At 43.4% G+C, this 13,406-nt stretch carries 11 protein-coding genes and 2 pseudogenes; 4 read left to right on the forward strand and 9 right to left on the reverse strand.

Annotation, left to right across the window (positions count from 1 at the left end):
* Positions 1 to 232 precede the first annotated feature (232 nt).
* Entirely contained in the window at positions 233 to 1,186 is a 954-nt protein-coding gene (locus ACUN2T_RS25670) for a methyltransferase (protein WP_445495662.1), read from the forward strand.
* A 322-nt stretch (positions 1,187 to 1,508) separates the two neighbouring features.
* Here the strand turns inward: ACUN2T_RS25670 and ACUN2T_RS25675 are convergent.
* Positions 1,509 to 1,700 (reverse strand): annotated as a pseudogene (locus ACUN2T_RS25675) (hypothetical protein); the annotation flags it as partial.
* Positions 1,701 to 1,711: 11 nt separating this feature from the next.
* The gene (gene fdnG, locus ACUN2T_RS25680) at positions 1,712 to 4,759 is read right to left on the reverse strand and encodes a formate dehydrogenase-N subunit alpha (protein WP_445495663.1); all 3,048 of its coding nucleotides are present in this window, start codon (positions 4,757 to 4,759) and stop codon (positions 1,712 to 1,714) included.
* Positions 4,760 to 4,948: 189 nt separating this feature from the next.
* On the opposite strand from fdnG, the gene fdhD reads away from it, so the two are divergent.
* Positions 4,949 to 5,779, forward strand: coding sequence for a formate dehydrogenase accessory sulfurtransferase FdhD (gene fdhD, locus ACUN2T_RS25685; protein WP_445497983.1), 831 nt, complete (start codon positions 4,949 to 4,951; stop codon positions 5,777 to 5,779).
* Positions 5,780 to 5,901: 122 nt separating this feature from the next.
* Here the strand turns inward: fdhD and ACUN2T_RS25690 are convergent, their stop codons facing one another.
* Positions 5,902 to 7,068 carry an RNA-guided endonuclease TnpB family protein gene (locus ACUN2T_RS25690; protein ID WP_445497985.1) on the reverse strand — a complete coding sequence of 389 codons (1,167 nt, stop codon included), beginning with the start codon at positions 7,066 to 7,068 and terminating at the stop codon, positions 5,902 to 5,904.
* A 32-nt stretch (positions 7,069 to 7,100) separates the two neighbouring features.
* On the opposite strand from ACUN2T_RS25690, the pseudogene ACUN2T_RS25695 reads away from it, so the two are divergent.
* Positions 7,101 to 7,256 (forward strand): annotated as a pseudogene (locus ACUN2T_RS25695) (transposase); the annotation flags it as partial.
* Here the strand turns inward: ACUN2T_RS25695 and ACUN2T_RS25700 are convergent.
* Positions 7,207 to 7,812, reverse strand: a complete 606-nt coding sequence (locus ACUN2T_RS25700) for a transferase (protein ID WP_445498000.1) — start codon at positions 7,810 to 7,812, stop codon at positions 7,207 to 7,209. The pseudogene ACUN2T_RS25695 and the gene ACUN2T_RS25700 sit on opposite strands and share 50 nt — an antisense overlap.
* 339 nt (positions 7,813 to 8,151) lie before the next feature.
* Between ACUN2T_RS25700 and ACUN2T_RS25705 the strand changes: the two genes are divergently transcribed.
* Positions 8,152 to 8,670: a hypothetical protein gene (locus ACUN2T_RS25705; RefSeq protein ID WP_445495664.1), complete on the forward strand. Its 519-nt coding sequence runs from the start codon at positions 8,152 to 8,154 to the stop codon at positions 8,668 to 8,670.
* Positions 8,671 to 8,866: 196 nt separating this feature from the next.
* Here ACUN2T_RS25705 and mnmE read toward each other — a convergent pair whose 3' ends face one another.
* From mnmE to rpmH, 5 genes are all read right to left on the reverse strand, one after another.
* Complete coding sequence (mnmE, locus tag ACUN2T_RS25710; RefSeq protein WP_445495665.1) at positions 8,867 to 10,231, reverse strand: tRNA uridine-5-carboxymethylaminomethyl(34) synthesis GTPase MnmE; 1,365 nt, start codon at positions 10,229 to 10,231, stop codon at positions 8,867 to 8,869.
* A 101-nt stretch (positions 10,232 to 10,332) separates the two neighbouring features.
* Positions 10,333 to 11,973: a membrane protein insertase YidC gene (gene yidC / locus ACUN2T_RS25715; RefSeq protein WP_445495666.1), complete on the reverse strand. Its 1,641-nt coding sequence runs from the start codon at positions 11,971 to 11,973 to the stop codon at positions 10,333 to 10,335.
* A gap of 2 nt (positions 11,974 to 11,975) precedes the next feature.
* The gene (gene yidD, locus ACUN2T_RS25720; RefSeq protein ID WP_132353405.1) at positions 11,976 to 12,236 is read right to left on the reverse strand and encodes a membrane protein insertion efficiency factor YidD; all 261 of its coding nucleotides are present in this window, start codon (positions 12,234 to 12,236) and stop codon (positions 11,976 to 11,978) included.
* Positions 12,200 to 12,559, reverse strand: coding sequence for a ribonuclease P protein component (gene rnpA, locus ACUN2T_RS25725; protein ID WP_071789434.1), 360 nt, complete (start codon positions 12,557 to 12,559; stop codon positions 12,200 to 12,202). Before rnpA ends, yidD begins: the two co-directional genes overlap by 37 nt.
* A 16-nt stretch (positions 12,560 to 12,575) precedes the next feature.
* Positions 12,576 to 12,716 (reverse strand): 50S ribosomal protein L34, encoded by a 141-nt coding sequence (gene rpmH / locus ACUN2T_RS25730; RefSeq protein ID WP_036845347.1) that lies wholly within the window; start codon positions 12,714 to 12,716, stop codon positions 12,576 to 12,578.
* Positions 12,717 to 13,406: the final 690 nt, after the last annotated feature.

The following is a 13,406-nucleotide window of genomic DNA, read 5'->3' on the forward strand; positions in this document are numbered from 1 at the left end:
TATAGTCTGGTAGTTAATAATCCAATGGAAATGTGCAACCAAAGTAAATTGAAAACTTGGCAAGGAAGGAGAATTAAATATTCACTATATTACTATGAAAAAGTAACAAAGTTAATAATCACACTTTAATGAAAGTATGTTATCAAAATATCCAATCAGTTATAAGGCTCTTCCTGGACTTTAGATAAAACACTTCATTTATTTATAATATAAAGACATAAAGGATAACTCAATGCTAGTCGATCTTATTACCTCATATAGAAAATCAGCCGCAATTTATGCTTTTATCGATACCGGTTTATCTGTCCACTTTAAGAATGGAGCCTATATAAATATAGACGAACTTTCTCGCCAATATGGTATTGATAATTCACGACTTAGTCGATTATGTGATTACTTAATTACAATAGGCGTATTGATTAGTAACAATAATAAAGTTGCACTTTCTGATGAGTGCAGTGCACTTGCAGATCCTGAAAGTATGGAATCATTATTTATAAAGTGGGAACTCAGCCCAGATTGTTGGAACGCCTGGTCAATGTACCCAAAATCCTTAATTAAAAATGATGGCAAATCGGCATTTGAAATAGCACATGGAAGGCCATTCTTTGAATATTTTGATAACAATAAATTAATCAAATCAATTTTTGACTCCGCAATGTCAAAAACCTCAGACATAATAGTTGAAAAACTACTTGATATTTATGATTTTAGTCAATACAACAGAATATTAGATGTTGGCGGTGGAGAAGGAAATCTTTTGATAAAAATCAGAGAAAAAGTAAAAGAAAAACACTACGCTGTATTGGACAGATATACTGAAATTCCTGTTTCAGAAAATATAGATTTTATAAATGGAGATTTTCTAAAGTTAGTTCCATCAGGTTATGATTTATATATTTTAAAGAATATTATCCATGATTGGTCTGATAAGAACGCGATATTAATTTTGGAAAATTGCCGAAAGGCGATGGATAACGGTGCAACTGTCTTATTGATAAACTACACGAAAAATTCACAATCCAGCATGATTATATCTTTAGACATATTAATGGATGTACTATTTTCAGGAAAAGAACGTTTCTTAAAGGAATTCGAATATTTGGCTAACCAAGCCGGACTTACTATTAAAGACACCAAAAATATAAATGAGTTATATTCTATTATCGAACTAAGTGTAAAATAAATCCTAAGCCAGTCGGACTTAAAGACATTATATGGATATTGTGTTTTTAATAATCGAACATATAATAAATGGCATCAAAATATTTGATACCATTTTTATTTCAATATTAACACATAGATATTAAAGCAAAGATCAAAATAAAATTATATATTAATAGTAAAAACAAAAAAATTAACTTAACATTTCCATTTTAATATTCAATAATTTCCTGTATTGCTTAAACTTAATTAACAATAGGCAGGATATGACTACCTGCCTTAATTATTATAGATCAGCGTTTATCTTCCGGTTGTTCCGGTTTCACCACTTCACGATACCAACGCGGATGCAGAATCCGTGACAACTGAGGTGTACCGAAAATATTCATCAGCCAGTTAAAAGAGGGGAAAAAAGAATTCCAATCCAATCCGCTGATGGCGGTAAACAGGAAACAGAATACCACCGCCCAGTGGTGTACCCGTTCAAAAGAGTGGGTGACAGAGCGGCAAATGATGTCTTGAGTTTGCAATGACATAATTTTTCCCCTTACACCTTTTCCACATTAACCAGGAACGCTTTGAATTCAGGTGTTTGTGTGTTCGCATCACCAACAAATGGTGTCAACGTATTAGCAATAAAACCTTTTTTAGCCGCGCCTTCAAAACCCCAGTGAATGGGAATACCAATAGTATCCACTTCACGTCCGTGTACATTCAGGGTACGAATACGCTTGGTGACAACCGCTTTCGCCTTAATGTAGCCACGGTTCGAACTGACTTTGACAGTATCACCGTGCTTGATACCTTTCTTCTCTGCCAGTTTTTCACCGATTTCCACGAACTGCTCAGGCTGGATAATCGAGTTCAGTAATGCATGTTTTGTCCAGTAGTGAAAATGTTCTGTCAGACGGTAAGTCGTTCCCACATAGGGGAATTTATCTGCCTTACCCATAGCCTCAAAGTCACTTTTGAACACACGGGCAGCCGGGTTGGATACCACATTCGGATGCAGCGGATTGGTACCCAACGGCGTTTCAAAGGGTTCGTAGTGTTCAGGAAACGGACCTTCTGCCATCTTATCAATAGCGAACAAACGCCCCATACCTTCAGGCTGCATGATAAACGGACCAACATCGGTTTCCGGTGCAGCCACACTGTAATCAGGTATATCAGCCCCATCCCACTTAGCCCCACTCCACACCAATAACTGACGTTTCGGATCCCACGGTTTACCCTGCGGATCAGCCGATGCGCGGTTATACAAAATACGACGGTTTAGCGGCCACGCCCAAGCCCAACCCAGCGTATTACCCAAACCTGACGGATCAGAATTATCACGACGGGCCATCTGGTTACCTTCCGGTGTCCAGCTTCCGGCAAAGATCCAACAACCACTGGCGGTAGTACCGTCATCACGTAGCTGGGCAAAAGAGGTCAATTGCTGGCCTTGCTTCACCATGACGTTGCCATCAGCATCAATCAGATCAACCAGTGCCCGGCCATTACTTTCCTGAGCCACCTCTTCCGAAGTGGGGCTATCCGGGTTGAAGTAATCCCAAGTCATATTCAGCACCTGTTCAGGTAACACCCCCCCTTCCGCACGGTACATATCCCGCATACGCTTGAAGATACCAGAAAGGATTTCACCGTCACCGATCGCTTCTCCCGGCGCATCGGCACCTTTCCAGTGCCATTGCAACCAGCGGCCAGAGTTAACAATTGAACCGTTTTCTTCTGCGAAACAGCAGCACGGCAAGCGGAAAACTTCTGTCTGAATTTTGGATGAATCAACTTCGTTAAATTCACCGTGGTTCTGCCAGAAAGTTGACGTTTCAGTATTAAGCGGGTCAATGGTGATCAGGAATTTCAATTTCGACAATGCATCAACCACTTTATTTTTATCCGGGAATGATGCAACCGGGTTAAAACCCTGGCAAATATAGCCATTCACCTCACCTTTCGACATCATTTCGAAAAATTGCAGGACGTCATAACTTTTGTCCCACTTAGGCAACCAGTCAAAGCCCCAATCGTTATCCTGACAGGCGTTATCACCATAGAAACTCTTCATCAGGCTGACAAAAAATTTCGGATAATTACCCCAGTAGTTAACCTGACCTGGCAGCATGGGTTTCGGTGTATTTGCCTGTAAGTAAGTTTGCAGATCGGCCTGTTTCTCTGACGGCAATGTCAGGTATCCCGGCAAGCTCTGCGACAATAACCCCAAATCAGTCAATCCCTGAATATTCGAGTGACCGCGCAATGCGTTGACACCACCACCCGCCATACCCATGTTGCCCAGCAGCAGTTGGATCATTGCCATAGTACGGATGTTCTGTGCACCAACTGAGTGTTGAGTCCAGCCCAATGCGTACAGGAAAGAAGCGGTCTTATCCCTAGCACAAGTTTCTGCAATATATTCACAGACTGTCAGGAAATCGTCTTTTGGTGTGCCACAAATATCACTGACGACATCAGGTGTATAGCGGCTAACATGCTCTTTTAACAGATTCCATACACAGCGTGGATGACTGAGTGTGATGTCACGTTTAGCAAAACTGTTTTCATCCAGTGCATAATTCCAGCTGGTTTTGTCGTATTTGCGGTTTTCTGCATCATAACCACTGAATAAACCATCATCGAACGAGTAATCTTCACGCACGATAAGACTGGCGTTGGTGTACGCCTCAACATATTCACGGTTAATCTTATTGTTGGTTAGCAGGTATAAAATCACACCTGACAAGAAAGCAATATCGGTACCGGAACGGATTGGCGTATAGAAATCCGCTACAGATGCTGTACGGGTAAAGCGAGGATCAATCACGATTAACTTGGCGTTATTATGGATTTTCGCTTCTATTGCCCAGCGGAATCCCACCGGATGCGCTTCGGCTGCATTACCCCCCATCACGACAATCAGATTCGCGTTCTTAATATCAACCCAGTGGTTGGTCATCGCACCGCGACCAAATGTTGGAGCAAGACTTGCTACCGTTGGTCCGTGTCAGACACGCGCCTGGTTGTCTACCGCGAGCATGCCGAGCGCGCGACTAAATTTTTGAGTCAGATAGCCTGTTTCATTACTGGAAGCGGATGCACATAGCATACCCGTCGTCAGCCACCGGTTGACTGTGACACCCTCTTTGTTGGTTTTAACAAAATTAGCATCACGATCGGCTTTCATTAACTCAGCAATGCGATCAAATGCTTCATTCCAAGTGATACGTTGCCATTTGTCAGAACCGGCGGCACGATACTCTGGATATTTCAGGCGGCTTTCACTGTGGATAAAATCAACCAGACCGGCCCCTTTAGGGCAAAGTGCGCCCCGGTTGACCGGATGATCCGGGTCACCTTCAATATGAAAAATACTTTCTTTCGCATTTTTTGCGCCATCGCCAAGGCTATACATCAGCAGCCCACAACCGACAGAGCAGTACGTACAGGTATTTCGGATTTCACGCGCACGCAGCAATTTATAGTGCCGTGTTTGTGCAAGCGCCACCGTTGGAGCAAAGCCCAACGCTGCCACCGTCGTACCTGCCATACCGCCAGCGCAGATCTTAAAGAACTGCCTTCTGCTGACTTGCATGGGGAATCTCCTCACTCACATTGTTTTAAACAACCATCCATTCCCTCACGGGAAAATTCTTGAATGTGTTCTCTATTTATTAATCACTTTCCATAGAGGGATCAGATTCATTGCCTGATAAATAGTATAGACTCTTTTTTACACATAATTATTATGTAGTCACACCATTGGGTATTTCGTCTAATGTATATGCATAACACAAAATCAGGGAAGTTGTTTCAATTTGATGTGATTAAGGGCGCAAAAAAAACAAATGTGCAACAGAAATATCATCTCAACACACTAAAAGTTGATTGGGTTGCAGAAGAAATTCCAGTTGCTTTAGTCTACAACGGTATCTCGCATGTTGTGATGATGGTCAGCCCTAAAGATCTCGAATATTTCGCTGTTGGGTTTTCGCTTTCTGAAGGTATTATCGCATCTCCACAAGAAATTCGTGGCATTGATACTATCGTCGATTGTCATGGCGGAATTGAGTTACAAATAGAACTTTCCAGTCGCCGTTTTGCTGGTTTAAAAGAACGCAGACGCAATATGGCAGGACGAACGGGCTGCGGGATTTGCGGTACAGAACAACTTTCTGACATTTTCCGCCCGATTGCCCCATTACCTTTCACTCAAACCTTTTCATTAAGCTATCTTGACTATGCTCTATCCCAATTGACCAATGTTCAGGATATTGGCGTACTGACAGGTTGTACTCATGCGGCAAGCTGGATCAGCCCAGAAGGTGAGTTATTGGGGGGGTGTGAGGATGTAGGCCGTCACGTTGCGTTGGACAAGATGCTGGGAATGAAAGCCAAAGCAGGCTGGCAGCAAGGCGCTATTCTGGTATCCAGCCGCGCCAGCTATGAAATGGTACAAAAATCTGCCGCTTGTGGTGTTGAAATTTTGCTTGCCGTTTCAGCAGCGACTTCACTGGCAGTGGAAGTCGCTGATCAATGTAATCTGACACTGGTTGGTTTTTGCAAGCCCGGCAGGGCGACGGTTTATACTCATCCTGAGCGGTTAATAGATTAAGCATTCAGACTGTGAAACATCCATAAGTTGGGCTCAATGTAATAACCTGTTTGTTGTTGTATATCCACTAGCAATGGCAGTGACTACTCCCCGCCGTAAAAAACGGCGAGGCTTCCCACTTCTCAGGCCGCAACCGTTGGTGCAACGGATTTACGCAGGCCTCCATGAGCAGAGACGACGTGTCCCGCCGCCTGTAATTCAACTATCCCTTTTTGCCGGATGTTGATAGCCGCATTGATGTCGCGGTCATGTTCTACCGCGCATTCAGGGCATTGCCAGCGCCGTTTATGCAGCGGCATTTCCGACATCTTGCCACCACAACCATGACACCTTCTGGAACTCGCATACCACTGATCGAGTTTCACCACATAAACGCCTTTTTGTTCCGCTTTGTATTCCAGCCTGCTGATGAAACTATGCCAGCCTGCATCCCCGATGGCACGGGCAAGTCTGTGATTTTTCATCATGTTTGCCGTTTTCAGCGTCTCCACAATGATCGCTTGGTTTTCGTCAATCAGTGTACGGGAAAGCTTATGCTGAAAATCGGCTCTGGCGTTAGCTACGTGTTCATGGCACCTGGCTACCTGTAACCGCGCTTTCGCCCGGTTAGCGCTTCCTTTTTTCTTTCGGGATAAGGCTTTTTGTTTCCGCCGCAGATTGCGGCTGTTGCGGTTCAAAAAGCGGGGATTCGCGATTTTTTCACCCGTGGATTTAATGACAAAGTGCGACAAGCCCATATCCAGACCGATGATGCCCGTTATCAGGCGGGGTTTTGCTGGGACTTCCTGACCATCATCACAAAGAATCGCGGCATAGTATTTACCCGTCGCACTACGTGTCATGGTGATACTTGATACCTTGCCGATGATTTCCCGATGGATAACGGCTTTAATCGGCGTCATTTTTGGCAACTGGATAGCGTCTGTGAGTATCTTACCGTTAGGGTGATAACTGGATTGTTTGCCATGCTTGCTTTTAAAGCGGGGGAATTTTGCCCGTTTTTGGAAGAAATTTTGAAACGCCCTGTCCAGATTAATGACCGACTGCTGTAAGGCTTGAGAATCATAGTCTTTTAGCCAGTGATAACGGCGAGATTTTTTCGCTTTCGCCAGTAACGGCTTTAAGTCGCGTTTCGGATTTAACGATACTCCGTGGCGCTGGTACATATGGCGGCTGATATGGAGCGCTTTGTTAAAGACGCAACGCACTGCGCCGAACTGGGCATTCAGAAATTCAGCCTGTTCAACAGTGGGATAGAGGCGGACTTTAAATGATAACCGCTCATTGATAGCATTCTAGGGATTTTCAGAGCGCATTTCAAATGAGTGCGCACAATGATGAATTAAAAAATTATCGACGCCGGCGACACAGTGTCAGCAGGTTAGTTGTCCATTTAATCTTTACAACAAAATATCGTCGTCAGCTCCTCAATGGAACGATGGTACAACAAATCCGAGAGGCTTTTTTATCCGCAGCCGCCAATGTGCCCGAATCCAAGGATCAAAAGGTTCATTTTTGTCATTTTTCCATTCACAGTATTGTGCAAAATCCTGCAATGGATAGCACTTCCTCAACGTTGGTCTGACAGGAACAACCAACCCTTTTAATCCAGCCTCAACAGCCACTTGCTTTAAACCACCAATAAGCAATGCCGGTAAATTCTTACCCCGAAATTCAGGAGATACCGTTACTGATAATGCCGACAACATTTTCGTACCCGTTTTTCCTCGGGCAAGCATACCCAGACGTAAAACTTCATCCCAGCCATTATCCGGCAGTTGTTCTAATGAACCGCTTTCCCAAGGGAAAGGCACTGAATTCGCAACACCAATTAACCGCTGTTTTTCTCCCTGCTGTAAAATAGCAAATTGTTGAAAATGGCTAAAGTCTGGCTTAAATAATTCGTCCCAATATTCATATCCCATTGGAGAATTCTGCATAAACAAAGGCCAATTATGATAAATAATCTCATCAGCAGTATCTTTTAAATCAGGTCGTTGTGCTGCGGACTGAATAATAATTTGTGCTTTCAAAGTACGATTTCCGGTAAATATAGTCTGTAAGATTGATAAAAAAATCATTAGTTGACAGTTAAGCAGAACAGCAATAACCTCATAGCTAGGCAATGGATAAGCCGGGTGTTATTAAGGTAATAACGATTAACAACTTAGAATTTTTTACACTTATAATAAATTAAAAGTGAAGAAATAATAAAAACTCACTTAAATTAAATTCATAACAACAAAAAATAATATATCAACATGGAGTCAATCACAACATTTTATTATTAAATAAATCACAAAAAATCAAATTAGTTATATAAATAACTCATGTATTTTAATATTACACAAAACTAACTCAATGATAATAAAATGAAATTTATATTTTTAACGGATATTCATGGAATTTCAAATCATGTGAAATTAATTGCAAAACGTTTAGGGGGTGAAGTGTCACTCATTTCCCCTTACGAAAGAGAAAATAAAATCCCAAAGAATAAAGATGCGATGTACAAATATTTTCATAACGTTTCATCAATAGATGAATACACATGTAAAGTAAGGGATACCCTTACATACATCAACACTCCGGTGATACTGGTTGGATTCAGTATCGGCGCGACAGTAGCATGGCGACTTTCTAATGACAGAGATTTATCCGTTCAGCATTTTATTTGCATCTTTGGTTCACGTATCCGCGATTACCTGGATGTGAAATCAATAAAATCGACATCGTTGTTTTTTTCCAACGATGAAAAATACTTTATCGACAAGATAAAATATTCCGAGAAAGTAACCATAGAGCTGGTAGATTGTGCCCATTCAGAAATATCACAACCCAATGGTTGTAATATTGCCACTGGGTTAATAAACAAAGCATTGGGGCGTTGATATTTCCTTATCCCCCAGAATGATATTCTTTGGGGGATAACTATTTACGGGCTTCATCAGCATTACCACTCCTCTTTTTGAGCAATTAACCTCATTGTTACACGCTATAACCGGTCAACCAAATTTTACACGCTGAAACCGTTAAACTGATTTTACCTGCTATAACCAGTTAAAGGTGACTACTCCCCGCCCTATTTCACTTCCCAATACAAAAACTCGAAAAAATCCTGCCTAGCAGATCATCGGAAGTAAACTCACCGGTAATTTCACTCAGTGCCTGTTGTGCCAAACGTAGCTCTTCCGCCAGCAATTCACCTGAACGGGCAACTACCAGCTGTTCATGACCTTGCTGTAGATGCTCTGCCGCAGTATTTAATGCCTGTAAATGGCGACGGCGAGCCAGAAAACCACCTTCCGTATTGCTGTTGAAACCCATCGTTTCTTTCAGATGATCGCGCAGTAAATCTACGCCTTCACCACTACGAGCAGAAAGACGAATTAGTGAGTAACCACTTACTTGAGTCATCATCGTCTCCTCATCAGTCACATCCGTTTTATTACGAACGACGGTGATAGGAAGGGATTCCGGCAAACGAACCATAAATTCAGGCCAGATTTCCACCGGTTCAACCGCATCGGTTGTCGTACTGTCTACCATAAACAGTACACGATCAGCCTGTTCAATCTCCTGCCATGCCCGCTCAATACCGATACGTTCCACTTCGTCACTGGCTTCACGCAACCCCGCAGTATCAATGATATGTAACGGCATACCATCAATATGAATATGTTCACGCAGCACATCGCGGGTTGTACCTGCAATATTTGTCACTATCGCCGCTTCACGGCCTGCCAGTGCATTAAGCAAACTGGATTTCCCTGCATTAGGGCGACCAGCGATAACCACTTTCATCCCCTCACGCAAAAGGCTACCCTGACGAGCCTGAGAACGGACACGCTCAAGTTCAGCCATCACTTTATCCAGATTAGCTTCGATTTTCCCATCAGAAAGAAAGTCGATCTCTTCATCTGGAAAATCAATAGCGGCTTCCACATAGATTCGCAGGTGAGTAAGTGCTTCCACCATCTGATGAACCTGAGCAGAAAAGGCACCCTGTAAGGAATTCATCGCTGAACGGGCAGCCTGTTCCGAACTGGCATCAATCAGGTCAGCAATGGCCTCCGCCTGAGCCAAATCCAGTTTGTCATTAAGAAAAGCACGTTCAGAAAATTCACCAGGATTAGCAATTCGCACACCAGCCAAAGTCAGAATACGTTTCAGCAGTAAATCGAGAATAACCGGCCCGCCATGTCCTTGAAGCTCCAGTACATCTTCCCCGGTAAAGGAATTAGGACCAGGGAAATAAAGAGCAATCCCTTGATCAAGCACACTGCCATCTGCATCACGAAATGGCAGATAATCTGCATAACGGGGTTTGGGTAATTTCCCTAATACCACCTCAGCCACTTGTACTGCTTTCTGGCCGGAAACGCGCAAAATGCCAACACCGCCCCGTCCTAGTGGGGTAGCCTGAGCGACAATCGTATCAGTGGTATTCATATGGTTATCTCTCTTTTGCTTTTTAGCTCAAATAGTTAAGGCGGCCAATGACCGCCTTTTCTGTTATAACCGCCAGAACGCGTTCTGACTAAAGCTATATTTTATTTCGCCGGCTTTTTCTCGCGGCTATGCAGACCGCGTTTTTCCAGTCCACGATAAATCAGTTGCTGCTGAATAATGGTCACCAGGTTACTGACGATATAGTACAGAACCAGACCTGACGGGAACCACAGGAAGAATATAGTAAACATGACAGGCATGTAGGTCATAATCTTCTGCTGCATCGGGTCAGTGATTGTCGTCGGAGACATTTTCTGGATGACGAACATCGTCACACCCATCAGCAATGGCAGGATGTAATAAGGATCTTGTGCAGACAAGTCATTGATCCAGCCAGCGAATGGCGCATGACGCAATTCAACAGAACCCATCAGCATGTAATACAGCGCAAGGAAGATTGGCATTTGGATCAGCAGAGGCAAACAACCACCCAATGGGTTCACTTTCTCTGCTTTATACAACGCCATCATTTCCTGACTCATGCGCTGTTTATCATCACCAATACGCTCACGCATAGCCGCTAATTTAGGCTGCAACAGACGCATTTTCGCCATTGAAGTGTATTGCGCTTTAGTCAGCGGGTACATGATACCACGCACGATAAAGGTAATAACGATAATGGAGAAGCCCCAGTTACCGATGAAACCATGCAAGAATTTCAATAGCTTAAATAACGGCTGAGAAATAAACCACAACCAGCCATAGTCCACAGACAGATCCAGATGAGGTGCTACAGCGGCCATTTCATCTTGAATTTCCGGGCCAATCCACAGCGTAGAAGAGATCGTTTTTTCACTATTAGCCGCAACAGAGATTGGCGCGCTCTTATAACCAATCGCAGCCATCTCTTTACCTAACGCGGCAGTATAGAAAGTGCTGGTTTCATTAGCTGCGGGAACCCATGCCGTAGCAAAATATTGCTGTAACATTGCAATCCAACCACCTTTGGTGGTAACGGATAACGGTTCACTTTCAATATCGCTAAAGCTGTATTTTTTATATTTAGTTTCGTCGGAAGAGTAAGCCGCACCACGGTAAGTATGCAATGCAAAGTTATTGCTACCGGTATCACGATGTTTTGGCAGTTCAACACTCTGTTTCAGTTGACCAAAAAAAGTCATCTGCAACGGGTTTTCTGTCGTGTTATGAATGCGGTAATCGACATTAATCGCGTATGCACCACGTTTCAAAACAAATGTTTTAACATAAACAACGCCATCTTTAGCGACGAAATTCATTGGGATACGTAATTCATCCTGCCCATCAGTCAATACATAGCTATCCTGTGCTGCGGTATACAGCGGACGCTCACTATTTGTCGGGTTATCCGGGCCATCTTTACCCGTCAATCCACTTTGCGCCTGATAAGTGAAAGCAGATGTGGTTTCCAGTAATTTGAATGGGTTGATTGAACCCAGGGTATCAGGATGGGCTAACAGGTCAGCCTCTTCAATATCACCGCCACGAGTATTGATGGTCAAAGAGAGCACATCAGTTTTAACCGTGATCAGTTTACCTTTTTCACTGTCTGGCACTGCCTGATTCTCACTGCTAGGCATATCCGTTTGTTGCGTGGCCTGTACTGTAGTTGGTTGCGGATTTTTATCTGCTTCCCATGCTTGCCAGACCAAGAAAGAAACGAACAGCAAAGCGATGAGAAGAAGATTACGTTGCGAATCCATCGTTAGTGTTCTCTGTTATCGTTGTTTTTTTCAGGTGGGACAGGATCATCACCACCTTCGTGTAAAGGGTGGCATTTTAATATGCGTTTCACCGTTAACCAACCGCCTTTTATCATCCCAAACCTACGTAGCGCCTCAATTCCATATTGAGAGCACGTAGGATTGAAACGACAACGAGGTCCCAGCAGTGGACTTATCACTAACTGGTATCCCCGGATTAATGCAATCAGGAGGCGCGAGCCAAGCGACAGTGACGACGCCATAATTTACCCAAAGCTTCCGTTAACTCACGGTTATCAAGCTCCGCAACCCCTTTCTTAACCAATACCACAAAATCCATAGGAGGCAAATTATGTTGGTTCAAACGAAAACTTTCACGGGCCAACCGCTTAATCCGGTTACGCTCATGAGCACGTTTAACATTTTTTTTGGCTATAGTAAGACCGATGCGGGGATGCCCCAGCTCATTAAGGCGACCAAGGATAGTAATCTCTGGTGAACTTGCCCGTTGGGGTTGCTGGAAAACATATGTGAAATGCTTGGGAGTTAACAAGCGTAACTCCCTCGGAAAAGCGAGCGTAACCACTAGATGGTTAGCTTTATTACTTAGAAACGGTCAGACGAGCACGGCCTTTTGCACGACGGCGAGCCAGAACCTGACGACCATTTTTGGTGGCCATACGAGTGCGGAAGCCGTGAGAACGGTTACGCTTCAGTACGGACGGTTGGAAAGTGCGTTTCATAGCGATTTCTACCTAACTTAAAATTATTACTGATTCAGTAAACGCGTTGGCAATCAGTGAGAAGTAGACACCGATGCCTCAATCGCAACATCAATATAAAGAAGCGGGATTGTAATAAAATGTACAGCTATGAGTCAATTGACATGACACAAGCCGGCCGGCTTTTCTACTGAGTTGAATGTTTACCAACAACCTGCCCATGCTTATACCGGAACCTTCACCAGCTACTACCGGCAAAAAACTCTGGCATTGCACGCAGGGTGCAATATTATACGGACTGCTGCGCAAAGCGCAATGATCACCCGCTGATCTTCGTTTTCTATTATGATCATAGGCCCGGTTTTGTCTTAAATCTCGGTTTATCCTCGATCTTTGTTTGATATATGCCATAACCACATTAAAGCACCTTTTACAGCCCTTTATTTCACAGGCAATTTTAACCTGTGGATAAAAAGCGCTTAAACTGTGTAAAAGAATGAAGATCTATATCGTCTTTTGCGCTATGATCGCAGGCCATGATCTGGATCTCATCTGAAGATCATGGGTGAGCGATGACATCAAAAATCGCCATAAACATGACAATTGATCCTTCCTTGTCCTGAGGGAATCGTTGTTTTGTACCCAATATTAATGAGCTAACCACTCCGATTTCTTTAATTATTAATTGGCCTTGTTTTAGGGGAGTCCGCC

The organism is Photorhabdus machadonis (genome assembly GCF_052657765.1).

What these genes read in the sequence shown, in the direction of transcription:
- ACUN2T_RS25670 (WP_445495662.1), top strand. Translation starts at nt 233, where the DNA reads ATGCTAGTCGATCTTATTACCTCATATAGAAAATCAGCCGCAATTTAT.
- fdhD (WP_445497983.1), top strand. Translation starts at nt 4,949, where the DNA reads ATGCATAACACAAAATCAGGGAAGTTGTTTCAATTTGATGTGATTAAG.
- ACUN2T_RS25705 (WP_445495664.1), top strand. Translation starts at nt 8,152, where the DNA reads ATGAAATTTATATTTTTAACGGATATTCATGGAATTTCAAATCATGTG.
- mnmE (WP_445495665.1), bottom strand. Translation starts at nt 10,231, where the DNA reads ATGAATACCACTGATACGATTGTCGCTCAGGCTACCCCACTAGGACGG.
- yidC (WP_445495666.1), bottom strand. Translation starts at nt 11,973, where the DNA reads ATGGATTCGCAACGTAATCTTCTTCTCATCGCTTTGCTGTTCGTTTCT.
- yidD (WP_132353405.1), bottom strand. Translation starts at nt 12,236, where the DNA reads ATGGCGTCGTCACTGTCGCTTGGCTCGCGCCTCCTGATTGCATTAATC.
- rpmH (WP_036845347.1), bottom strand. Translation starts at nt 12,716, where the DNA reads ATGAAACGCACTTTCCAACCGTCCGTACTGAAGCGTAACCGTTCTCAC.